The sequence below is a fragment of the Dermacoccus sp. Tok2021 genome, assembly GCF_019895135.1.
Lineage (GTDB): Bacteria > Actinomycetota > Actinomycetes > Actinomycetales > Dermatophilaceae > Dermacoccus > Dermacoccus abyssi.
In genome coordinates, this window is record NZ_JAGTHU010000009.1 from 37134 (window position 1) to 59544 (window position 22411).

At 68.3% G+C, this 22411-nt stretch carries 18 protein-coding genes and 1 tRNA gene; 16 read left to right on the forward strand and 3 right to left on the reverse strand.

Annotated features, from left to right (window positions below; translation table 11 throughout):
- The first annotated feature begins 79 nt into the window (after positions 1–79).
- The 14 genes from K9D12_RS06910 to K9D12_RS06975 all read left to right on the forward strand — a co-directional run bounded on the left by K9D12_RS06910 (position 80) and on the right by K9D12_RS06975 (position 15554).
- Complete coding sequence (locus tag K9D12_RS06910; RefSeq protein WP_047312717.1) at positions 80–304, forward strand: HGxxPAAW family protein; 225 nt, start codon at positions 80–82, stop codon at positions 302–304.
- A gap of 55 nt (positions 305–359) precedes the next feature.
- A complete protein-coding gene (gene trpC / locus K9D12_RS06915) occupies positions 360–1169 on the forward strand; it encodes an indole-3-glycerol phosphate synthase TrpC (RefSeq protein ID WP_223059775.1) in 810 nt (269 codons plus the stop codon).
- Positions 1166–2437 (forward strand): tryptophan synthase subunit beta, encoded by a 1272-nt coding sequence (trpB, locus tag K9D12_RS06920; RefSeq protein ID WP_223059776.1) that lies wholly within the window; start codon positions 1166–1168, stop codon positions 2435–2437. Before trpC ends, trpB begins: the two co-directional genes overlap by 4 nt.
- Positions 2434–3225, forward strand: a complete 792-nt coding sequence (gene trpA, locus K9D12_RS06925) for a tryptophan synthase subunit alpha (RefSeq protein WP_223059777.1) — start codon at positions 2434–2436, stop codon at positions 3223–3225. The genes trpB and trpA overlap by 4 nt, the downstream gene beginning before the upstream one ends.
- A gap of 29 nt (positions 3226–3254) precedes the next feature.
- Positions 3255–3701: a MauE/DoxX family redox-associated membrane protein gene (locus K9D12_RS06930; protein ID WP_225911026.1), complete on the forward strand. Its 447-nt coding sequence runs from the start codon at positions 3255–3257 to the stop codon at positions 3699–3701.
- A gap of 37 nt (positions 3702–3738) precedes the next feature.
- On the forward strand, positions 3739–4497 hold the full coding sequence (locus K9D12_RS06935; protein ID WP_187034900.1) for a thioredoxin domain-containing protein: 759 nt from the start codon (positions 3739–3741) through the stop codon (positions 4495–4497).
- A complete protein-coding gene (gene lgt / locus K9D12_RS06940) occupies positions 4497–5450 on the forward strand; it encodes a prolipoprotein diacylglyceryl transferase (protein WP_223059779.1) in 954 nt (317 codons plus the stop codon). The genes K9D12_RS06935 and lgt overlap by 1 nt, the downstream gene beginning before the upstream one ends.
- A 199-nt stretch (positions 5451–5649) precedes the next feature.
- Positions 5650–10185, forward strand: a complete 4536-nt coding sequence (gene gltB, locus K9D12_RS06945; RefSeq protein WP_223059780.1) for a glutamate synthase large subunit — start codon at positions 5650–5652, stop codon at positions 10183–10185.
- A 1-nt stretch (position 10186) separates the two neighbouring features.
- Positions 10187–11644 (forward strand): glutamate synthase subunit beta, encoded by a 1458-nt coding sequence (locus K9D12_RS06950; RefSeq protein ID WP_223059781.1) that lies wholly within the window; start codon positions 10187–10189, stop codon positions 11642–11644.
- Between the two features lie 144 nt (positions 11645–11788).
- Complete coding sequence (pyk, locus tag K9D12_RS06955; RefSeq protein ID WP_223059782.1) at positions 11789–13246, forward strand: pyruvate kinase; 1458 nt, start codon at positions 11789–11791, stop codon at positions 13244–13246.
- A gap of 135 nt (positions 13247–13381) precedes the next feature.
- Positions 13382–13462 (forward strand) — tRNA-Leu (locus K9D12_RS06960).
- A gap of 86 nt (positions 13463–13548) precedes the next feature.
- Positions 13549–13908 carry a hypothetical protein gene (locus tag K9D12_RS06965; RefSeq protein WP_223059783.1) on the forward strand — a complete coding sequence of 120 codons (360 nt, stop codon included), beginning with the start codon at positions 13549–13551 and terminating at the stop codon, positions 13906–13908.
- Positions 13909–14090: 182 nt separating this feature from the next.
- Complete coding sequence (locus K9D12_RS06970) at positions 14091–14903, forward strand: shikimate 5-dehydrogenase (protein WP_223059784.1); 813 nt, start codon at positions 14091–14093, stop codon at positions 14901–14903.
- 48 nt (positions 14904–14951) lie between these two features.
- Entirely contained in the window at positions 14952–15554 is a 603-nt protein-coding gene (locus tag K9D12_RS06975) for a response regulator (protein ID WP_322612261.1), read from the forward strand.
- Positions 15555–15567: 13 nt separating this feature from the next.
- Here the strand turns inward: K9D12_RS06975 and K9D12_RS06980 are convergent, their stop codons facing one another.
- Positions 15568–16017, reverse strand: a complete 450-nt coding sequence (locus K9D12_RS06980) for a PaaI family thioesterase (RefSeq protein ID WP_129663361.1) — start codon at positions 16015–16017, stop codon at positions 15568–15570.
- Positions 16018–16064: 47 nt separating this feature from the next.
- Here K9D12_RS06980 and polA point away from each other — a divergent pair, with 47 nt between their 5' ends.
- The gene (gene polA, locus K9D12_RS06985) at positions 16065–18734 is read left to right on the forward strand and encodes a DNA polymerase I (RefSeq protein WP_223059786.1); all 2670 of its coding nucleotides are present in this window, start codon (positions 16065–16067) and stop codon (positions 18732–18734) included.
- Positions 18735–18764: 30 nt separating this feature from the next.
- Here the strand turns inward: polA and K9D12_RS06990 are convergent, their stop codons facing one another.
- Together K9D12_RS06990 and K9D12_RS15250 are read right to left on the reverse strand one after the other, a co-directional pair.
- On the reverse strand, positions 18765–19775 hold the full coding sequence (locus tag K9D12_RS06990; protein WP_223059787.1) for an NDP-sugar synthase: 1011 nt from the start codon (positions 19773–19775) through the stop codon (positions 18765–18767).
- Positions 19736–21655 (reverse strand): acyltransferase, encoded by a 1920-nt coding sequence (locus tag K9D12_RS15250; protein WP_223059788.1) that lies wholly within the window; start codon positions 21653–21655, stop codon positions 19736–19738. The genes K9D12_RS06990 and K9D12_RS15250 overlap by 40 nt, the downstream gene beginning before the upstream one ends.
- A 94-nt stretch (positions 21656–21749) precedes the next feature.
- Here K9D12_RS15250 and K9D12_RS07000 point away from each other — a divergent pair, with 94 nt between their 5' ends.
- The gene (locus tag K9D12_RS07000; RefSeq protein ID WP_129663369.1) at positions 21750–22334 is read left to right on the forward strand and encodes a hypothetical protein; all 585 of its coding nucleotides are present in this window, start codon (positions 21750–21752) and stop codon (positions 22332–22334) included.
- The last annotated feature ends 77 nt before the right edge of the window (positions 22335–22411 follow it).

Genomic DNA, 22411 nt, shown 5'->3' on the forward strand with positions numbered 1-22411 from the left:
TGGAACACCTCGCCGCGCCCGTCGGATCCGGTACGAATCGGAACGAATGTGCGCGCCCTCATCAAGGAGAAGCCTGACGATGTCCGGAGACAGCCCCTACCTCGACCACGGTCACAGCGTCGCCGCGTGGACGGGCGTCACCATCTGCCTGATCGCCTCGCTCATCATCGCGGCCGGCGTCTTTTTCGGTAACGACATGCTTGCCATCGTCGGTGGCATCGTCTTCATCGCCGGCGGCCTCGTCGGCTGGGCCATGGGCAAGGCGAACAAGGGCAAGAAGAAGGGCCAGGCGAGCCACGCCTGACCCGTCCCGTGGACAACCCGTGAGGCCGTGGGCCTCACGATGATTGGATAAGACAGTGACCACTGTTCTCGACTCGATCATCGCCGGGGTCCGCGAAGATCTCGCTGAGCGCGTCCGCGTCAGGTCCCTCGCCAGCGTCGAAGCCGACGCTCGTGCGCAGGCACCGGCACGTGACGCGCTCGCGGCCTTTCGCGCCTCCAGCGAGCAAGGCCGCATCGGCGTCATCTCCGAGGTGAAGCGCTCCAGCCCGAGCAAGGGCGCGCTCGCCGAGATCCCGGACCCGGCGCACCTCGCGAGCGCATACGCCGACGGTGGCGCGACGGCCATCTCCGTTCTCACCGAGCAGCGGCGCTTCGGTGGGAGCCTCGCCGACCTCGACGCCGTTCGTGCGGCGGTCGACATCCCGGTTCTGCGCAAGGACTTCATGGTCGAGCCGTACCAGTTCTTCGAGGCCCGGGCGCACGGCGCCGACCTCGTCCTGCTCATCGTGGCCGCGCTTGAAGACGCCCAGCTGCGCGACTTCCACGACATCACGCGCGAGCTCGGCATGACCGCCCTCGTCGAGGTCCACGACCCCGACGAGGCCGAGCGGGCTCTCGCGCTCGACGCGAAGCTCATCGGCGTCAACGCGCGCAACCTCAAGACGCTGGAGGTTCACCCCGAGGTCTTCGGCCCCATCGCGAAGACGCTGCCGTCGGACGTCGTCAAGGTCGCCGAATCCGGCATCTCCGGCCCGGACGACGCCCGTCGCTACGCCGAGGAGGGCGCCCAGGCGCTCCTCATCGGCGAGGCGCTCGTCAAGAACGGCACCCCGCGTGAGGGGCTGGCCGACATCATCCGCGCCTGCGAAGGAGCCCTGGCATGAGCGAGAAGCAGGTTCGCCCCTCCGGTGAAGGGCTGGTCCCGGCGGGCCTCGGCCGTTTCGGCGCCTACGGCGGCCGCTACGTTCCCGAAGCGCTCGTCGCGGCGCTCGAGGAACTCGACGAGCACCGCCTCGCCGCGATGCAGGACGAGGCGTTCACCGCCGAACTCGCCGAACTGCAGCGCAGCTACACGGGCCGTCCCAGCATCCTCACCGAGGTGCCGCGGTTCGCCGAGCACTGTGGCGGTGCGCGGATCTTCCTCAAGCGTGAGGACCTCAACCACACGGGCTCGCACAAGATCAACAACGTCCTCGGCCAGACGCTGCTCGCCAAGCGCATGGGCAAGACGCGCGTCATCGCCGAGACGGGGGCGGGCCAGCACGGCGTCGCGACGGCCACGGCCGCGGCTCTCATGGGGCTCGAGTGCGTCGTCTACATGGGCAAGGTCGACACGGAGCGCCAGGCGCTCAACGTCGCGCGCATGCAGTTGCTCGGCGCCAAGGTCGTGCCTGTCGAACACGGCAGTCAGACGCTCAAGGACGCCGTCAACGAGGCGTTCCGCGACTGGGTGGCGAACGTCGAGCACACCCACTACGTGCTCGGTACGGTGACGGGCCCGTACCCGTTCCCCGAGATGGTGCGTGACTTCCACAAGGTCATCGGCGAGGAAGCCCGTGAGCAGATCCTCGCGGAGACCGGACGCCTGCCCGACGCCATCTGCGCGTGCGTCGGCGGCGGCTCGAACGCCATGGGCATCTTCCACCGCTTCATCGGCGACGAGGACGTGCGCCTCATCGGCCTCGAGGGCGGCGGCGAGGGCGTCGAGACGGGCAAGCACGCCTCGCGTTTCACCGGCGAGGGGTCGCCCGGCGTGCTCCACGGCGCCTACACCTACGTCATCCAGGACGACGAGGGTCAGACCATCGAGACGTACTCGGTCTCGGCCGGTCTCGACTACCCGAGCGTCGGCCCGGAGCACAGCTACCTCAAGGATTCTGGCCGGGCGGAGTACCACCCCATCACCGACGCCGAGGCGATGGAGGCCTTCAAGCTCCTGTCGCAGACCGAGGGCATCCTCCCGGCCATCGAGTCGGCGCACGCCCTCGCCGGCGCGATGAAGGTCGGTCGCGAACTCGGCCCGGACGGGCTCGTGCTCGTCAGCCTGTCCGGGCGCGGTGACAAGGACGTCCACACCGCCGGACGCTGGTTCGGCCTCATCGACGAGGACGAGGTCGTCGTCGCGGGCGACGAAGAGGAGACGCAGGTATGACGAAGCTGGACGAGGTTCTCGCGGCGACGCGCAGCGAGGGCCGTGCGGCCCTCGTGGGGTACCTGCCCGCCGGATTCCCGTCGCGCGAGGGCTGCCTGCGGGCCGTGCGCACGATGGTCGAGGCGGGCTGCGACATCGTCGAGGTCGGCCTTCCCTACACCGACCCGCTCATGGACGGTCCGGTCATCCAGACGGCTGCCACGCAGGCGCTCGAGCAGGGCGTGCACGTGCCCGACGTCTTCGCCGCGGTGCGCGAGGTCTCGGACGCCGGGGGAGCGGCCGTCGTCATGACGTACTGGAACCCCGTGCTGCGTCACGGCGTGCGCGAGTTCGCCCAGGACCTCGCCGCCGCAGGCGGTAGCGGTCTCATCACGCCCGACCTCGTGCCCGACGAGGGCGCCGATTGGATCGAGGTCGCCGACGAACTCGGCCTGGCCAAGATCTTCCTCGTGGCGCCGAGTTCGACGCCCGCTCGCATCGCAGCGACGACGAACGTCACCTCCGGCTTCGTGTACGCCGCGTCCGTCATGGGTGTGACAGGTGCTCGCACGTCGGTGGGCGAGGCCGCCAAGGGCCTCGTCGAGAAGGTGCGCGCCACCACCGATCTGCCCGTGTGCGTCGGCCTCGGTGTCTCCAGCGGCGAGCAGGCCCGCGAGATCGGCCAGTACGCGGACGGCGTCATCGTCGGCTCGGCCCTCGTCAAGTGCCTGCTCGACGTCGACCTCGACGAAGGTCTCGAGCGACTTGCGGAGACAACGCGCGAACTCGCGGCGGGCGTCCGCGGATGACGGACAGGGCGCGTCTCGAGGGCACCCGCATGCCGTGGGTGTCGCTCGTGCTCCGCCTCGCACTGGCCGCGGTGTTCCTCTTCGCCGGTGTGCCGAAGCTGACGAACTTCCCCGCATCGCGCCGTTCGGTGCGCGCCTACGAACTGTTCTCCTACGACGTGTCGAACCTCATCGGCACCCTGTTGCCCATGGTGGAGGTCGCCCTCGGCGTGCTCCTGCTCGTGGGGCTCTTCACCCGCTTCTCGGCTCTTCTCGCAGCGCTTCTTCTCGTCGTCTTCATCGGCGGAATCGCCTCCGCGTGGGCCCGGGGACTCTCCATCGACTGCGGCTGCTTCAGCGAAGGTGGACCAGTCTCCGAGAACGCCACGAAGTATCCGCTCGAGATCGCCCGCGACCTCGTTTTCCTCGTTATGGCGGGGGCACTCAGCCTGCGCCCACGCAGCCGGTTTAGTGTGGATCAGGCCCTCTGGGGCTGAACGACACACTCAGGTCTTCTTCGAAAGGTTCGTGCGCATGCGTCCCGACGCTTCCGACAAGTTGGCCTCCGTCGGCCCCAGGAAGGGGCCGAGCAAGGCCGTCATCGCGTCGGTGGTGGGGCTCGTGGCCGTCCTCGCGATCGGCCTCGTCGCCTTCATGAGCCTTCGCAAGGACGAGACGCCCCAGGCGACAAGTGCCAAGTCGCTGCCACAGGGCGCCATGGCGGGCGGCAAGGGCATGCCGGTCTTCGCCGACAAGGCCAAGGACAGCGCGAAGACCGTGGACGTCTACCTCGACTTCCAGTGCCCGTTCTGCGGGAAGTTCGAAACGGCGCAGGGGGAGAAGCTCACCGAACTGGCCAAGTCCGGTGACATCAAGCTGAACTACCACGTCAAGACGTTCCTCGACGAGAACATCCCGGGTGACAACTCGGCCCGCGCCGCCAACGCCGCGTTCTGCTCGGCCAACGCCGGCAAATTCGCCGAGTTCACGCGCGAGACGTTCGAGAACCAGCCGGAGGAGGGCAAGGGCTACACGCAGGACGACCTGCTCGAGTTCGGCAAGAACGTGGGCATCAGCGACGGTGCCGAGTCCGCCTTCGCCTCCTGCGTGAAGAACAACACGTACGGCTCCTACGTCGAGCAGACCGAGGAGCAGACGAACAAGGACGGCGTGAACTCCACCCCTGTCGTCAAGATCAACGGCAAGGACGTCGAGAACGCCGACATGGCCGGAATGATGAACATCGAGGGTTCCACCCCGACGACGATCGACAAGGTTCTGGCGAAGTCCTGATGCTCGCAACGATCCCTTCGCCCACCGAGGGCGTCCTGTGGCTGGGGCCGATCCCGCTGCGCGGTTACGCCCTGTGCATCCTCGCGGGCGTCGTTGTGGCCACGATCATCGCCGGTCGTCGCCTCGAGGCCCGCGGGTACGCGCGTGACGCCGCCGTAGGCGTCGTGCTGTGGATCGTTCCGTTCGGCATCGTCGGCGGCAGGCTGTATCACGTCATCACGACACCGCAGCCGTACTTCGGCGAGAACGGCAACCCCGTAGACGCACTCAAGGTGTGGCAGGGCGGCCTCGGTATTTGGGGCGCGGTCGCCCTCGGTGCTTTGGGCGCGTGGATCGGCGCACGCCGTGAGGGCGTGCCCTTCGCCGTTCTGGCCGATGCCATCGCCCCCGGCCTGCCGCTCGCCCAGGCCATCGGCCGCGTCGGCAACTACTTTAACAACGAGCTCTACGGCCGCCGCACCGACGTGCCGTGGGCCCTGGAGATCCACCAGTGGGACAGTGGAGCCGGCAAGGCCGTCGTCGACTCCACGGGTCAGCCGGTCGTGCTCGGCACGTTCCACCCGACGTTCCTCTACGAGGCGCTGTGGTGCCTGCTCATCGCGTTCGTCATCTGGCGTATCTCGGACAGCGGACGTCTGCGTCGCGGACAGGCCTTCGGCCTCTACGTCATGCTCTACCCGATGGGCCGCATCATCGTGGAGCTCATGCGAAGCGACTTCGCCAACCGCATCCTCGGGCTGCGGGTGAACGTCTGGGTCTCGATCCTCGTCTTCATCCTGGGCCTGGGAGTCTTCCTGGCGCGCAGGAAGGCCGATCCGGATGTGCGGCTGGCACGGGCTGACGACGACAGCGACCGGGGCGCCGACGACGGCGTGTCCACTGCGTCGTCGGACACGTCCGAGACCGCCACCTCCGACGAGGCGACCTCCACGACGAAGGACTCCACGGACTGAGACGCCGTTCGCACGATGACGCCCTCATTTCATTCAGTGAGATGAGGGTGTCCGCTTTCTGAGCGAAAACGCCCGACAGGCGATAGTCTTCTCGGGCCCGCAGGCCAACGCCGTCCCGCGGTTTGTTCCGAACACTGCTCGACGCACGTGCCGTCTCACGACGATGCGTGCGTCCCGACGACGAACAGGACGGTGAGCCATGTCAGCGCATGCTTTCTCCGCCCAACCATCCGCCCAGGGGCTGTACGACCCCACCTTCGAGCACGACGCCTGCGGTGTCGCTCTCGTCGCGACGATGCGCGGCCACGGCGGCCACGACATCGTCGATGCAGCCCTTCTGGCCCTGACGAACCTCGACCACCGCGGCGCCACCGGCGCCGACCCGCTCGTCGGTGACGGCGCCGGCATCCTCACCCAGATTCCCGACGAGTTCCTGCGCGCCGTCGTCGACTTCGACCTGCCGGCCAAGGGCGAGTACGCCGTCGGTATCGCGTTCCTGCCGCAGGATGCGGACGGTCAGTGGGCCGTCGGCGAGAAGTTCGACGCCATCGCCGAGGAGGAGGGCCTCACGGTTCTCGGCTGGCGCGACGTTCCGGTCGACCCGAGCGTCGTCGGTGAGTCGGCCCGCGAGACGATGCCCGTCTTCCGCCAGGTCTTCCTCGCGGCTGCCGACGGGAGCGTCAGCGGCCTCGAACTCGATCGTCGTGCCTTCTGCGCCCGCAAGCGTGCCGAGCACGACCTCGACGTGTACTTCGCGTCCCTGTCGGCGCGCACCATGGTCTACAAGGGCATGCTCACCACCGCGCAGCTGGAGCAGTTCTACCCGGACCTGTCCGACGAGCGTTTCGCGACGGCCCTCGCCCTCGTGCACAGCCGCTTCTCGACGAACACATTCCCGAGCTGGCCGCTGGCGCACCCGTTCCGCTTCATCGCGCACAACGGTGAGATCAACACCGTCCGCGGTAACCGCAACTGGATGAGCGCGCGTGAGTCGCAGCTCGAGAGCGACGTCCTGCCGGGCGACATCTCGCGTCTGCTGCCGATCTGCACGCCGGACGCCTCCGACTCGGCCACGTTCGACGAGACGCTCGAACTGCTCCACCTGTCGGGCCGCAGCCTGCCGCACGCCGTGCTCATGATGATCCCCGAGGCGTGGGAGAACCACGCCGAGATGGACGCCGCTCGCCGCGCGTTCTACGAGTACCACGCAGCGTTCATGGAGCCGTGGGACGGCCCTGCGTGCGTCACGTTCACCGACGGCAGCCTCATCGGTGCCGTTCTCGACCGCAACGGCCTTCGCCCCGGCCGCTACTCGGTGACCAAGGACGGCCTCGTCGTCCTCGCCTCCGAGGCCGGCGTGCTCGACCTGCCGCCCGAGGACGTCGTCGAACGCGGCCGCTTGCAGCCGGGCCGCATGTTCCTCATCGACACCGAGGCCGGGCGCATCGTTCCCGACGACGAGATCAAGTCCCAGCTCGCCGCGGAGCGCCCGTACCAGCAGTGGCTCGACGAGGGCATCGTCAAGGTCGGCGACCTGCCGGATCGTGAGCACATCACCCACTCGCTCAGCTCGGTCACGCGCCGTCAGCAGACGTTCGGCTACACGAACGAGGAGCTGAAGATCCTGCTGACGCCGATGGCATCGACGGGCGCCGAGGCGCTCGGTTCGATGGGCACCGACACACCCGTCGCCGTCCTCAGCTCGCGCCCGCGCCTGCTGTTCGACTACTTCACGCAGCTGTTCGCGCAGGTGACGAACCCGCCGCTCGACGCGATCCGCGAGGAGCTCGTCACGAGCCTCGGCACGACGATGGGTCCGGAGGGCAACCTGCTCACCGACGGCCCCGAGCACGTCAAGCAGGTCGAGTTCGGCTTCCCCGTCATCGACAACGACGAGCTCGCCAAGATCGTCCACATCAACGCCGACGGCGACCGCGCCGGCTTCGCGGCGTACGTCATCCGCGGCACGTACCGCGTCGACGGTGGTGCGAGCGCGCTCAAGGCACGCCTGCAGGGCATCTTCGCCGAGGTCGACCAGGCGATCGCCGACGGTCACCGCTTCGTCGTCCTGTCCGATCGTGACTCGAACGCCGAGTTCGCGCCGATCCCGTCGCTGCTGCTGACGGCGGCGGTGCACCACCACCTCATCCGTCAGAAGACGCGTCTGCAGGTCGGGCTCGTCGTCGAGGCCGGCGACGTGCGCGAGGTCCACCACGTCGCGCTGCTCGTCGGCTACGGTGCGGCGCTCGTCAACCCGTACCTCGCGATGGAGTCCGTCGAGCAGCTCGCCCACGAGGGTGCGCTCGGTGACACGACGCCCGAGCAGGCCGTCAAGAACCTCATCAAGGCGCTCGGCAAGGGCCTGCTCAAGGTCATGTCGAAGATGGGCATCTCGACCGTCGCCTCCTACCGCGGCGCCCAGGTGTTCGAGGCGCTCGGCCTCAGCCAGGAGGTCATCGACGAGTACTTCACCGCGACGACGTCGCGTCTCGGCGGCATCGGTCTCGACGTCATCGCGGCTGAGGTCGCGGCGCGTCACGCGAAGGCCTACCCGAGCGACGGCCAGGGCCCCGCGCACCGCGAGCTCGAGGTCGGTGGCGAGTACAAGTGGCGCCGCGAGGGAGCACCGCACCTGTTCAACCCGACGACGGTGTTCCGCCTGCAGCACTCGACGCGCGCACGTCGTTACGACATCTTCAAGCAGTACACGCAGGCCGTCGACGACCAGTCGGCGGAGCTCATGACGCTGCGCGGGCTGTTCAAGTTCGCCTCCGACCGTCCGTCGATCTCGATAGACGAGGTGGAGCCGGCGAGCGCCATCGTCAAGCGCTTCTCGACGGGTGCGATGTCGTACGGCTCGATCTCGAAGGAGGCGCACGAGACGCTCGCGATCGCGATGAACCGTCTCGGCGCGAAGTCGAACACCGGAGAGGGCGGCGAGGACGTCGATCGCCTGCTCGACCCGAAGCGTCGTTCGGCGATCAAGCAGGTCGCCTCGGGTCGCTTCGGCGTGACGTCGCTGTACCTCACGGAGGCCGACGACATCCAGATCAAGATGGCGCAGGGCGCGAAGCCCGGCGAGGGCGGTCAGCTGCCCGGGCCGAAGGTGTACCCGTGGGTGGCGCGAACGCGTCATGCGACGCCCGGCGTGGGTCTCATCTCGCCGCCGCCGCACCACGACATCTACTCGATCGAGGATCTCGCGCAGCTCATCCACGACCTGAAGAACGCGAACCCGAGCGCGCGCATCCACGTCAAACTCGTCTCCGAGGTCGGCGTCGGCACCGTCGCCGCCGGTGTCTCGAAGGCCCACGCGGACGTCGTGCTCATCTCCGGCCACGACGGCGGCACGGGTGCCTCACCCCTGACGTCGCTCAAGCACGCCGGTGGGCCGTGGGAGCTCGGCCTCGCCGAAGCGCAGCAGACGCTGCTGCTCAACGGCCTGCGCGACCGCATCGTCGTGCAGACCGACGGCCAGCTCAAGACGGGCCGTGACGTCGTCATCGCCGCGCTGCTCGGCGCGGAGGAGTTCGGTTTCGCAACCGCGCCCCTCGTCGTCAGCGGCTGCATCATGATGCGCGTGTGTCACCTCGACACCTGCCCGGTCGGCATCGCGACGCAGAACCCGGAGCTGCGCGAGCGTTTCAGCGGCAAGCCGGAGTTCGTCGAGACGTTCTTCGAGTACATCGCCGAGGAGGTGCGCGAGATCCTCGCCGAGCTCGGTTTCCGTTCGATCGAGGAGGCCGTCGGGCACGTCGAGGCGCTCGACACCGACGAGGCCGTGGAGCACTGGAAGGCCAGTGGTCTCGACCTCGCGCCGATCTTCGCGAAGGCGGAGATGCCGTTCGGCGGTGAGCTGTTCAACACCCAGGGTCAGGATCACCACCTCGACGCTGCGCTCGACAACGAACTCATCGCGAAGGCGAAGGACGCCATCGAGCACAAGACGCCGGTCGCGTTCGAGACGAAGGTGTCGAACGTCAACCGCACCGTCGGCACGATGCTCGGCCACGAGTTGACCAAGCGCTACCTCGATGAATTGCTCCACGACGACTTCGTCGACATCACGCTGCGCGGTGCGGGCGGGCAGAGCTTCGGCGCCTTCATCCCGAAGGGCCTGACGCTGCGGCTCGTCGGCGAGGGCAACGACTACGTGGGCAAGGGCCTGTCGGGTGGGCGCATCATCATCCGTCCCGATACCGAGACGGCCCTCCTCGCCGAGGAGAACGCCATCGCGGGCAACGTCATCGGTTATGGCGCGACCAGCGGTGAGATCTTCCTGCGCGGCAAGGTCGGCGAACGCTTCTGCGTCCGCAACTCGGGAGCGACGGCCGTCGTCGAGGGCGTGGGCGACCACGGCTGCGAGTACATGACCGGTGGTCGCGTGCTCATCCTCGGCGCGACTGGACGAAACTTCGCGGCCGGCATGTCGGGCGGTGAGGCGTACGTCCTCGATCTCGACGCCGACCTCGTCAACCGCGAGCTCGTCGAGGTCACCGGTCTGCGCGCCGAGGACGAGGACGTCGTCAAGGAGCTGCTGACGAAGCACGCCGCCGAGACGGGTTCGTCCGTCGCCGAGTCGTTGCTGAACGACTGGCCTGCGAGCCTCGTCCGTTTCTCGCTCGTCACGCCGCGTGAGTACCAGCGCGTGCTGAGCATCCGCAAGGACGCCGAAGGCATGGGCGTCGACCCCGACAGCGCCCAGGTGTGGGACAAGATCATGGAGGTGAGTTGACGTGGCTGACCCCCGCGGATTCCTCAAGACCCGGGAGCGCGAGCTGCCCGAACGTCGCCCCGTTCCCGTTCGCATCCGCGACTGGAAGGAGGTGTACGAGGAGCAGCAGCTCGGCACCCTGCAGCGTCAGGCCGGCCGATGCATGGACTGCGGCATCCCGTTCTGTCACTCGGGCTGCCCCCTCGGCAACCTCATCCCCGAGTGGAACGACCTGTCGTGGAAGGGTGAGTGGGAGGAGGCCATCGAGCGCCTCCACGCCACGAACAACTTCCCCGAGTTCACCGGACGCCTGTGCCCCGCGCCGTGCGAGACGGCGTGCGTGCTCGGCATCAGCCAGCCCGCCGTCACGATCAAGCAGGTCGAGAAGACGGTCGTCGAGGAGGGCTTCGAGCGTGGTTACGTCACGCCGCAGGTGCCGACTCGCCTGACGGGCAAGACGGTCGCCGTCGTCGGTTCGGGGCCCGCGGGCCTCGCCGCCGCGCAGCAGCTGACGCGCGCCGGGCACACCGTCGCCGTGTTCGAGCGCGACGACGCCCCCGGTGGCCTGATGCGCTACGGCATCCCCGAGTTCAAGATGGAGAAGGGCATACTTGATCGTCGCATCGAGCAGATGAAGGCCGAGGGCACCCGTTTCCGCTGCAACACCGAGATCGGCGTGACGCTGACGGCGGAGCAGCTGCGCTCGCGCTACGACGCCGTCGTCCTCGCGATGGGCGCGACGGTGCGTCGCGACCTGCCGGTGCCGGGGCGTGAGCACACGGGCACGTACCAGGCGATGGAGTACCTGCCCCAGGCCAACCGCGTCGCACTCGGCGGCGAGGTCGAGGGTCAGATCCTCGCGACCGGCAAGGACGTCGTCGTCATCGGTGGTGGCGACACCGGAGCCGACTGCATCGGTACGGCGCTGCGTCAGGGCGCGAAGTCGGTGACGAGCCTCGAGATCATGCCGCAGCCCGGCGAGGAGCGTCCGGCCAACCAGCCGTGGCCGACCTACCCGATGATCTTCCGTGTCGCCTCGGCGCACGAGGAGGGCGGCGAGCGTGTCTACTCGGCGTCGACGAAGGAGATCATGGGCGACGCCGACGGCAACGTCACAGGCCTCAAAATCGTCGAGGTGACGTTCGAGAACGGAAAGTTCAACGAGGTCGAGGGCAGCGAGCGGGTCATCCCTGCGCAGCTGGTACTCCTCGCCATGGGCTTCCTCGGCCCGCAGGGCGAAGGTCTGCTCGAGCAGCTCGGCGTCGAGAAGGACGAGCGCAGCAACGTCAGCCGTGACGCGAACTTCATGTCGAGCGTGCCCGGCGTGTTCGTTGCAGGTGACTGCGGCCGAGGTCAGTCGCTCATTGTGTGGGCCATCGCCGAGGGCCGTTCGGCGGCCCACGGCGTGGACACCTGGCTCATGGGCGACTCGACGCTCCCGGCGCCGATCGCGCCCACGGATCGTCCGCTGACGGTCTGATCGCAGCCTCGAAGGCCCTCGTTCGCAGCACGCGGACGGGGGCCTTCGGCGTCCCCGAGCAGGTACTCACCAGTAGGGCAATTCCGGGGTCTCAGCGCGCGATACCGCGTGATGTGTGCCTTCGACGGGGGCTAGGGTTGAGGCATGCGTCGCGCAAAGATCGTAGGAACTCTAGGTCCCGCATCCGAAACCCCCGAACGTATCCGTGAACTCGTCGAGGCCGGCCTCGACGTGGCCCGCTTCAACCTTTCGCACGGCTCGTACGACGAGCACCAGACGCGACTCGACAACGTCCGCGCTGCCGCCGAGGCAACCGGTCGCGCTGTCGGCGTCCTGGCCGACCTGCAGGGCCCGAAGATCCGCACGGCTCGTTTCTCGGGTGGCCCGGTCGAACTCGCCAAGGGCGACCGCTTCACCATCACGATCGAGGACGTCGACGGCAACGCCGAGCGCGTCGGTACGACGTACAAGGGCCTGCCGGGTGACGTGAAGGTCGGCGACGACCTGCTCGTCGACGACGGCAAGGTCGCACTGCGTGCCGTCGAGGTGACCGACACCGACGTCATCACCGAGGTCGTCGTGCCAGGCACGGTGTCGAACAACAAGGGCATCAACCTGCCCGGCGTTGCAGTCAGCGTGCCGGCCCTGTCCGAGAAGGACGAGGCCGACCTGCGCTGGGCGCTCAAGGCCGGTGCGGACCTCATCGCCCTGTCGTTCGTTCGTGACGCCGCCGACATCGTGCGTTGCCACGAGATCATGGACGAGGAGGGCATTCGTCGTCCCGTCATCGCCAAGGTCGAGAAGCCGCAGGCCGTCGACAACCTCGAGGAGATCGTCGAGGCGTTCGACGGCATCATGGTGGCCCGCGGTGACCTCGGTGTGGAGCTCCCGCTCGAAGACGTCCCGCTCGTGCAGAAGCGGGCCGTCGAGCTCGCCCGTCGTGCGGCGAAACCCGTCATCGTCGCCACGCAGGTGCTCGAGTCGATGATCGAGAACCCGCGCCCGACGCGCGCCGAGGCCTCCGACTGCGCCAACGCGGTGCTCGACGGCGCCGACGCCGTCATGCTCTCCGGGGAGACCTCGGTCGGCGCGTGGCCGGTCGAGACGGTCCGCACGATGGCGCGCATCATCGCCTCCACCGAGGATCACGGTCTCGACCGCGTTCCGGTGCTCGGCACGAAGCCGAACACCAAGGGCGGCGTCGTGACGAAGGCAGCCGTCGTCGTGGCCACCGAGCTCGACTGCAAGTACCTCATCAACTTCACGACCACCGGTGACTCCGCGCAGCGCATGTCGCGTCTGCGCCCGAGCACGCCGATCGTCGCGTTCACGCCCGACCCGGTCGTGCGCGCCCAGTTGGCGCTCGTGTGGGGCATCGAGACGATCTGCCGCCCGAAGGTGCGTCACACCGACGAGATGGCGCAGCAGGTCGACGAGATCTTCCTCGGCGACGGTCGCGTGTCCGAGGGCGACCTCGTCGTCATCGTGGCCGGCTCTCCGCCCGGAATCCCCGGCTCGACGAATGCACTCCGCGTCCACAAGATGGGTGACGCGAAGAACCGGGTGGCTCCTGCGTACAACGCGGTGGGCACCGAGGCCTGATCGGCCGACCGGTCTCGAAACACCCCTGACAAGCCCACGTTTCCGTGCGCTGTCGGGGGTGTTTCGCGTCTGTGGCCATGGGCTGTCCCGATGACGGCGACGGGCCCGGCGTCGGCTAGCATGTCCGGGTCACGCGCCGACGTGGTGGAACGGCAGACACGGAGCACTCAAAATGCTTTGCCTTCGGGCGTGGGGGTTCGAATCCCCCCGTCGGCACACAGGAGGTCCGTCAGGAATGGCGGGCCCGCAAGGCCCTCGTCCGGCACCGGACGAGGGCCTTCGTCCTCTCACTGGAGAAATGAATGACCGAACTCGACTCGCACCTCGGTTTCCAGGACGTACCGCGCGAGTTGGAGGCGATCGCGTTCGCTCTCGGCTCCTCCGGGTGGACGGACTGCTCCCTCACGGCGAGCGACGGTTTCACGCTGACGGTTCGGGCGAGCTACGTCTCGGACGTGCTGGCCGACTTCCTCGATGCTGCCTGGACCCTGGCGACGGAGTCGTCGCGCGCTGCGAGCTTCGTTCTTCACCGCGAACCTGACGCGACGATCGTCGGATGCCTCGCTACCGAGAACCACATCCTGCTGTTGATCACCTCGAGCGACGACCGTCGTGCGTATCGCTTCACGTCGACGTCCGAGCTTGGCGCGGTTGATCTATGACGGCGTCGCAGCCGTCGATCGGGGCGCGTACCTTGACACCTGGTCGACGCATCCGTTCCCCGAAGAGCGGCTCAGCAACCTCGGTGAGCTCTTGGGCGCTCAGCAGGGTGTGTCGCCCAGTGGGCCGCGTACCCGTAGAGCGCCGGGGTGAAGCCCTCGCGGCGCCTCAGTAGGGTTGAGCCATGCTCTCGAAGGACACTCAGCTGTGCATCTCGATGTCGGGCAACCCGAGCAACATCGGCACGCGCTTCCACAACCGCCTCTACGACGAACTCGGGCTCGACTACGTCTACAAGGCGTTCTCGCCCACTGACCTCGAGCAGGCCGTGGCGGGCATCAGGGGCCTTCCGATCCGTGGCGCCGCGGTGAGCATGCCGTTCAAGGAGCAGGTCATCCCGATGCTCGACCGCCTCGACGAGTCGGCGAAGGCCATCGATTCGGTCAACACGATCGTCAACGACGTCGGAGTCCTCACCGGGTACAACACCGACTACTCGGCCGTCGCCTCACTCCTGGCGAGCCACGGCGTGCCGACCGACCTGACGATCGCCGTGCGGGGGAGCGGCGGCATGGGCAAGGCCGTCGTCGCAGCCTGTCGGGACACGGGATTCACCCACGGAACCGTCGTCGCGCGCAACGCGGACACGGGCCGTGCCCTCGCCGAACAGTACGGCTGGGAGCACTCGCGCGAGGTGCCGGAGGGAACTCGCGTCCTCGTCAACGTCACGCCGCTCGGCATGGCCGGGGGCGAAGGGGAGGGCCAACTCAGCTTCACCGAAGAGGAGATCGACGCTGCGGACTGGATCGTCGACGTCGTCGCCAAGCCGAGCGAGACCCCACTCATCGCGGCGGCGCGTGAGCGCGGCAAGAGCGTCATCACCGGGGCAGAGGTCATCGCACTCCAAGCCGCCGAGCAGTTCGTCCTCTACACGGGCGTGCGTCCCACCGACGAGCAGATTCGCGCGGCGTCGGAGTTCTCCCGCTCCAAAGCATGATTGGCTGCGTGATCGAGTCGTGTTCGACGCGGGCTTAGGATGCTCCGGGTGACGACGAACAGCCCTGAACCGACGAACACCCTTCCCCGCGTCGTGGTGGCCGAGGACGAGGCCCTCATCCGCCTCGACCTCGTCGAGATGCTAGAGGCGGGCGGCTACGACGTCGTCGCGGCGGTTTCCGACGGCGAGGCAGCACTCGCCGCCGTTCGCGAGCATCGCCCCGACCTGGCCGTGTTCGACGTCAAGATGCCGGCCAAGGACGGCATCAGCGCCGCAGAGGAGATCGGCCGCGAGCACCTCGCGCCCGTCGTGCTGCTCACCGCGTTCAGCGACAAGCACCTCGTCGACCGTGCCGGCGACGCGGGCGTCATGGGCTACGTCGTCAAGCCGTTCACCTGGAACGACCTCGGCCCGGCGCTCACCGTCGCGCTGCGTCGCTGGAGAGACACCCGGTCGCTCAGCGACGAACTCGAGGAGATGAAGACGCGCTTCGAGGCGCGCAAGTCGCTCGACCGTGCCAAGGGGCTGCTCACGACGAAGCTCGGCCTCGACGAGCAGGCCGCCTTCCGGTGGATCCAGAAGACGGCCATGGATCGGCGCCTGTCGATGCAGCAGGTCTGCGACGGTGTCATCGCCGAGTTCGGCGACTGACTCTGCGCTCAGTTCACTGGTCGCGCAGCATGCACGTGATGCGTGCCGTGCAGGTGCGTCGCCCTTGGTCGTCGGTGATGACGACGTCGTAGGCCGCGAGCGTGCGACCGAGCGACAAGGCGGTCGCCGTCGCCGTCACGATGCCCGAACGCGCCGAGCGGTGGTGCGTGGCGTTGATGTCGAGGCCGACCGCGTAGCGGCCCGGGCCCGCGGCTATTGCCGCACCGATCGAACCCACGCTTTCGGCGATGACGACGTTCGCGCCGCCGTGGAGGAGACCGTAGGGCTGGGTGTTTCCCTCCACCGGCATCGTCGCGACGACGCGCTCGGCGCTGGCCTCGACGATCTCGATGCCCATGCGCTCGTCGAGCGTTCCCCTGCTCATCTCGCGCAGCATCGCGAGTTCCTCGTCGGTGGCGGGGCGGTTCTCCGCGGCGGAGGAGGGGCGGGAAGCGTCGGTCATGTCGGTCGCCTTTCGGGTTGTCAGTGTCGGGACATAGGCTGCCATGTGTGAAGCGCTTGTTGTTGCTGGACGGTCATTCCCTCGCCTACCGGGCGTTCTTCGCGCTGCCCGCGGAGAACTTCTCCACCTCCACGGGGCAGCACACGAACGCCGTGTACGGCTTCACCTCGATGCTCATCAACGTCCTGCGCGACACCGAACCCACCCACCTCGGTGTGGCCTTCGACGTGTCGCGTCAGACGTTCCGCACCGAGGAGTACGCCGAGTACAAGGCGGGGCGCGCCACGACGCCGAACGAGTTCAAGGGGCAGGTCAGCCTCGTCAAGGAGGTGCTCGACGCCATGGGCGTCGCGCACATCGAACTCGACGGCTACGAGGCCGACGACATCCTCGCCACCCTGACCACGCAGGCCGTCGATCAGGGCTTCGACGAGGTGCTCCTGTGCTCCGGTGACCGAGACGCCCTGCAGCTCGTGGGGGACAAGGTCACCGTCCTGTACCCGGTCAAGGGCGTCTCCGAGCTCACGCGCATGACGCCGGCCGCCGTCGAGGAGAAGTACGGCGTTCCGCCCGAGCGCTACAGCGACCTCGCGGCCCTCGTCGGTGAGAAGTCCGACAACCTGCCCGGCGTGCCCGGCGTCGGCCCGAAGACGGCCGCCAAGTGGCTCACGACCTACGGCGACCTCACCGGTCTCGTCGCCTCCATCGACCAGATCAAGGGCAAGGCCGGCGAGTCCGTGCGTGCCCATCTCGACGGTGTGCTGCGCAACCGCCGCCTCAACCAGCTGCTCACCGACGTCCCGCTCGAGCTCGGACCGGACGACCTCGTGCGAGCGGACTGGAACCGTGACGAGGTGCACCGCGTCTTCGACGGTCTCGAGTTCAAGGTGCTGCGCGACCGCCTCTTCGCCACGCTCGGTACGAGCGAGCCGGAGGCCGAGGGCAACGTCGACGTCGACGGCGAGGTCGTTGCCGAGGGCGGCGCCGAGAAGGCCCTGGCCTCACTCACCGGACGCACCGGCGTCCACGTCCTCGGCACCTGGGCTCGCGGCACCGGTGACGCTGCCGGCATCGGTCTCGCAGGTGACGACGGTCGCGCGCTCTACATCGACCTCACCGCGCTCACACCGGACGACGAGAAGGCCCTCGCCGCCTGGCTCGCCGACGAGTCCAAGCCGAAGGCGCTGCACGACGCCAAGGGCCCGATGCACGCCCTCGACGCGCGCGGCCTCACGCTGCGCGGCCTGACGAGCGACACCGCGATCGCCGCCTACATCGTGCGACCCGACCAGCGCTCGTACGGCTTCGACGACCTCCTGTTGCGCTACTGCCACATCGAGCTCCCGCAGGCGGGTGACGCTGCCACCGGTCAGGGCATGCTCGACCTCGGCGGCACCGACACGGCCGAGACCGACGACGTCATGGCACGCGCAGCGGCCGTCGCCAAGCTCGCCACGGCGCTCGACGAGGCCGTCGCCGAGGTCGGGGGCACCGAGCTCATGGCCGACCTCGAAATGCCCGTCGTCGACGTCCTCGCCGGCATGGAGAAGGCGGGTATCGCCGTCGACCTCGACAAGCTGCAGAACCTCGAGAGCGACTACGACGCTCTCGTCGTCCAGGCTCAGCACGACGCGTGGGACGCGATCGGCGGCGAGCAGGTCAACCTCGGTTCGCCCAAGCAGCTGCAGACAGTGCTCTTCGAGACGCTCGGTATGCCGAAGACGAAGAAGACGAAGACCGGCTACACGACGGATGCCGAGGCTCTCGCCGACCTCTACGAGAAGGAGCCGCACCCCTTCCTCGAGGCGCTCCTGCGCCACCGCGACTCCTCGAAGCTGCGTTCGACCGTGGCCGGTCTCATCAAGTCGGTCGCCGACGACGGCCGGATCCACACCACGTACCAGCAGACGATCGCGGCCACGGGCCGCCTGAGCTCCACCGACCCGAACCTGCAGAACATCCCGATCCGCACCGAGTCGGGCCGCCGCATCCGACGCGTGTTTGTCGTGGGTGAGGGCTACGAGTGCCTCATGTCGGCCGACTACTCGCAGATCGAGATGCGCGTCATGGCGCACCTGTCCGGCGACGAGGGCCTCATCCACGCGTTCAACGAGGGCGAAGACCTGCACCGCTTCGTCGGCTCCCGCGTTTTCGGCGTCGAGCCCGACGGCGTCACGCCCGAGATGCGCGCCAAGGTCAAGGCCATGTCGTACGGCCTGGCCTACGGCCTGTCGGCCTTCGGCCTGAGCAAGCAGCTACGCATCTCCACCGCCGAGGCCCAGCGCCTCATGGACGGCTACTTCGAGCGCTTCGGCGGGGTGCGTGACTACCTGCGTCATGTCGTCGACGACGCGCGCGCCGTCGGTTACACCGAGACGATGATGGGCCGCCGCCGTTACCTGCCCGACCTCGCGAGCGACAACCGTCAGCGCCGCGACATGGCCGAGCGCATGGCGCTCAACGCGCCCATCCAGGGCAGCGCGGCCGACATCATGAAGAAGGCGATGCTCGGCGTCGACGAGGCATTGCGCGACGGCGAGTACGCCTCGCGCGTCCTGCTCCAGGTGCACGACGAACTCATCCTCGAGATCGCCGAGGGTGAACGCGAGGCCGTCGAGAAGCTCGTGCGTGAACAGATGGGATCGGCCGCCGATCTCGACGTTCCGCTCGACGTCAACGTCGGCACCGGCGCGAGCTGGCAGGACGCCGAGCACTGATATCGGGTCGCCCGGCTGAGTGAGACTCGTTCAGCGGCGCTCGTCGACCTCCAGTACGGCGTCGGCGAGTCGCAGCCCGGGGCTCACCCGAGCCCCGTCGCCCAGAACACAACCCTCGAGGCGCGTGCCGTCACCGATGACGCAGCCCGGCCCGAGCACGCTGTCGGTGAGCACCGCATCGGCGCCGATCTGGGCACCCGGCATGACGAGGCAGCGCTCGACGCGAGCCGTGGGGGCGACCTGGGCGCCGAGCAGAACACTCGTGGCGTTCGGGCGGTCGCTCGGGACGTGATCCCGGGCCCACGCCAGGTTTGCCGCGAGCAGCGCGGCGGGTGTTCCGATGTCGGCGAAGCGCGCGTCTTCGCGGTAGACCCGCACACCCTCGTCGAGCGCCACGGCTCGGGGGAACACGTCCCGCTCGAGCGAGACCACCTCGCCGGCCGGGATGAGATCGAGCAATGACGGGCTGACGACGTACGTGCCGGCGTTGACGAAACCGGCAGGTGCGCCGGCGGGCTTCTCTTCGAACCGGGTGATGCGGTCACCGTCGAGATGGAGCAGGCCGAAGGCACTCGCGTCATCGACCGGTCGCGCGTGGATCGTCGCCAGGGGTGCGCCGGCGTGGACATGCGCGCGCACGTGCGCGGCGAGGTCGTGGTCGCTCACGAGGTCGCCGTTGATGACGACGAGCGCGTCGTCCGGGTGAAGCGTGAGCCCGGCGCACGCGTGTTTCAGCGCGCCACCGGTGCCCCGCGGCTCGGGCTCACGGGTGTAGCGCAGGTGGAGCCCGAAGCGCTCACCGTGGCCGAGCGCCGGCAGGAAGGCCTCGGCGTGGTGGGCGGTCGCCAACGTCACGGAGTCCACTCCCGCGGCGGCGAGGCGACGAAGCTGGTGAGCGATGACGGGCTCGTCACCGATCGGGAGAAGATGCTTCGGCGTGCGTGTCGTCAGCGGCATCATCCGTGAGCCGTAGCCGCCCGCGAGGATGACGGCGTGAAGGCTCACTTCGCGGTGTCCTTGCGGATCTGCGGTGCGATCCACGACCACATGATGGGTCCTGAGACGGATGTGTAGTGCAGGGCGTCCTCGTAGAGCTCCTGGCCGTTGAGTTTGCCGTGGTACGTGCCGCCGGGGCACAGCCGGTCGAACTGCGACAGGAACTGCACCTTGTTCTGCGCAGCCCAATGCTTGGCGACCCCGTTGAGGTGACGCACCTTCGCGGTGTCGTTGAGGGACGGCGGATTCTGGCCGAACGTCGGCATCTCGTGGCAGGCGAGGTCGAGCAGCACCGGGCGCTTCACCCGGGATTCCTTGGACTTGGCGAGCATCGAGTCGAGCGAGGAACGGATGAAGGCGTCGTGCTCGGCGCTGCCCGCCTTCAGCCGTCGGCCGTCGACCTCGTAGTCGTCGAGCAGGTTCTGCGGCAGGAAGTACAGCATCGTGTCTGCCTCGAAGAGCCCGAGGTGCCAGTTGTTCCAGAACGTGCGGCAGGCCGCGGGGATGGGGGCAGGTTTGCCGTTGAGGATCTGCTGACCGGGGAAGGTGGTGCAGCCGAAGCTCGTCGACTCCGAGACGTCGAGGTCGGTGAACCGTGTGGACGGGAAGTTCACCATGAGGCTGTGCGGAATGGAGTTACCCACGACGACGACGCGCTGCGAGGCGCCCGGCTGGTACGACGGCACCGCGTACGTGAGTTCGCCGCCTCCCGCACCGGTCTCCTCGGTCGGGATACCGCTGGTGACCCTCGGGAGCGCAACCGTACCCACGGCGACGGCAGCACAGGCCGTCACCGCGACCAGGCGGGAGATCCTGGGCGAGCGGGGCACCAGACCGCGCAGTCCACCCGCCCGGATCGGCGCCTCGAGGTAGCGGTAGGTCAGCGTCGCGAAGACGATCGACAGCACGGCCTGCACGAGCGCGGCGGCAGCGGTGCTCATGCCCAGACGCTCAGGCGAGAGGAAGACGTGTACGGGCCAGTGCCACAGGTACAACGCGTAACTGATGAGGCCGATCTGCCGCAGCGGCTCGAACGAGAACGCCCGCTGAAAGGCGTTCGCGTGCGGTGACGCCGCGGCGAGGATCGCGGGCAGCGTCAGAAGACAGACGACGACGAGGCCGCCGCGGAAGACGAGCGGCGAATCCTCGGAGAGGGCGACGAACGCAACGAGCAGCGCCGCGAGGCTCGGCCAGGCGAGCTTCGAGATGGTCTCGACCCAGCGCGACGGGCGTTCGTGCCCCCATTGGCTCGGACCGACCCACGCGCCGATCGCAGCGCCGATGAGCAGTTCGAAGGCGCGGGTGTCGGTGCCGTAGTAGACGCGCGTCGGGTCGACGTCCGGCACGTAGAGGTAGGCCATCCAGGCAGCACTGGCGGCGGCAGCGACGGCGAAGACGAGCGCGAGCGTCCAGCGGCGGTGGACATACCGCGCGAGGAAGAGGAACAGCAGCGGGAAGAGGAGGTAGTACTGCTCCTCGATGGCCAGCGACCAGGCGTGGCGCAGCGGAGAGGGAACGCCGTTGGCGTCGAAGTAGGCCTCGTTGCTCGCGAGGAGGCGCCAGTTCTGGACGTAGAAGAGCGTCGCGAGAGTGTCGAGCGCCACCGAGCTGCGTCGTCCCGGGGGTGTCCAGAAAGCTGCCGCCGCCAGCACCGCGATGAGCACGGTGATGAGGCTGGGCAGCAGGCGTCGGGCGCGGGCAGTCCAGAAGCGGCGCAGGTCGACGCGGCCCGAACGGGCGTACTCGCGCACGAGCAGACTCGTGATGAGGTAACCCGACAGGACGAAGAAGAGGTCGACACCGAGCCAGCCGCCCTGAACCCCCGCCGGCCAGAGGTGAAAAACGAGAACGGCGAGGACGGCGACGCCACGAAGTCCGTCGAGCGCCGGGCGGTAACCCGACGAAGTGGGTGCGCGACGTGGCACGGGGTGGGCCTCTCGACGGGAACAGGACAACGGGCGCGAGTCTATTTGCCCAATGGCCGGGCCGCAGGCGGTTCCACTTCGCTAGCATGCGGGCATGTCGAACCAGTCAGACACTCGTACAGTGACGTCGCTGCGCCCCGGAACGAAGGTCGCGCTCATCGTCGCCACCGGATTCCTCGCGGTGGCCGCGTACTTCTTCCTCACGCCGACCAGCTTCATGGGCAAGGACGGCGGCCTCTTCCGTTGCGGTAGCCCGATGTCACCGAACACGAACGGTCTGGCCAAGGGCCAGTGCGGCATCATCGAGGACGTCGCACGCAACCAGAGCCTCCTCTTCCTCGCCCTCGCCATCATCACCGCCGCCCTCGGCTTCCTCCTCTTCGGCTCGGAGTCGGCAGCGCAGACGCGCGGCGCCCGCACCCGCCTCGAGGACGAGGCCGTGGAGGACGACGACGTCGACGACGCCGATCGCCGCCCGGGCCTCCTCGCCGGTCGCACGGAGCGCCAGAGCGAGCGCACCACGGAGCCGCGCCGTCGTTCCCGTTTGGGTGACGAGGACGACGCCCCTCGCAAGGTCCGCCGCACGCGCCTGGTCGACGACGAGGACGACGACGATGTGCGTCCGGCCCGCCGTCGCACGCGCTTCGACGACGACGAGCCCGACACGGTTCGCGACTGACTGCCGCTGACGGCAACGGGCTCACCCGCTCCGATTCGTCGGTGGGTGAGCCCGTCGCCGTGAGCGGAAGCTCGCAC

Bases quoted from the DNA above. Each gene is read 5' to 3' on its own strand.
- lgt (WP_223059779.1), top strand. From the start codon at position 4,497: ATGCTCGCAACGATCCCTTCGCCCACCGAGGGCGTCCTGTGGCTGGGG.
- K9D12_RS07000 (WP_129663369.1), top strand. From the start codon at position 21,750: ATGTCGAACCAGTCAGACACTCGTACAGTGACGTCGCTGCGCCCCGGA.
- K9D12_RS06935 (WP_187034900.1), top strand. From the start codon at position 3,739: ATGCGTCCCGACGCTTCCGACAAGTTGGCCTCCGTCGGCCCCAGGAAG.
- gltB (WP_223059780.1), top strand. From the start codon at position 5,650: ATGTCAGCGCATGCTTTCTCCGCCCAACCATCCGCCCAGGGGCTGTAC.
- K9D12_RS06980 (WP_129663361.1), bottom strand. From the start codon at position 16,017: ATGACCGACGCTTCCCGCCCCTCCTCCGCCGCGGAGAACCGCCCCGCC.
- K9D12_RS06965 (WP_223059783.1), top strand. From the start codon at position 13,549: ATGACCGAACTCGACTCGCACCTCGGTTTCCAGGACGTACCGCGCGAG.
- K9D12_RS06930 (WP_225911026.1), top strand. From the start codon at position 3,255: ATGCCGTGGGTGTCGCTCGTGCTCCGCCTCGCACTGGCCGCGGTGTTC.
- K9D12_RS06910 (WP_047312717.1), top strand. From the start codon at position 80: ATGTCCGGAGACAGCCCCTACCTCGACCACGGTCACAGCGTCGCCGCG.
- trpB (WP_223059776.1), top strand. From the start codon at position 1,166: ATGAGCGAGAAGCAGGTTCGCCCCTCCGGTGAAGGGCTGGTCCCGGCG.
- pyk (WP_223059782.1), top strand. From the start codon at position 11,789: ATGCGTCGCGCAAAGATCGTAGGAACTCTAGGTCCCGCATCCGAAACC.
- K9D12_RS06970 (WP_223059784.1), top strand. From the start codon at position 14,091: ATGCTCTCGAAGGACACTCAGCTGTGCATCTCGATGTCGGGCAACCCG.
- trpA (WP_223059777.1), top strand. From the start codon at position 2,434: ATGACGAAGCTGGACGAGGTTCTCGCGGCGACGCGCAGCGAGGGCCGT.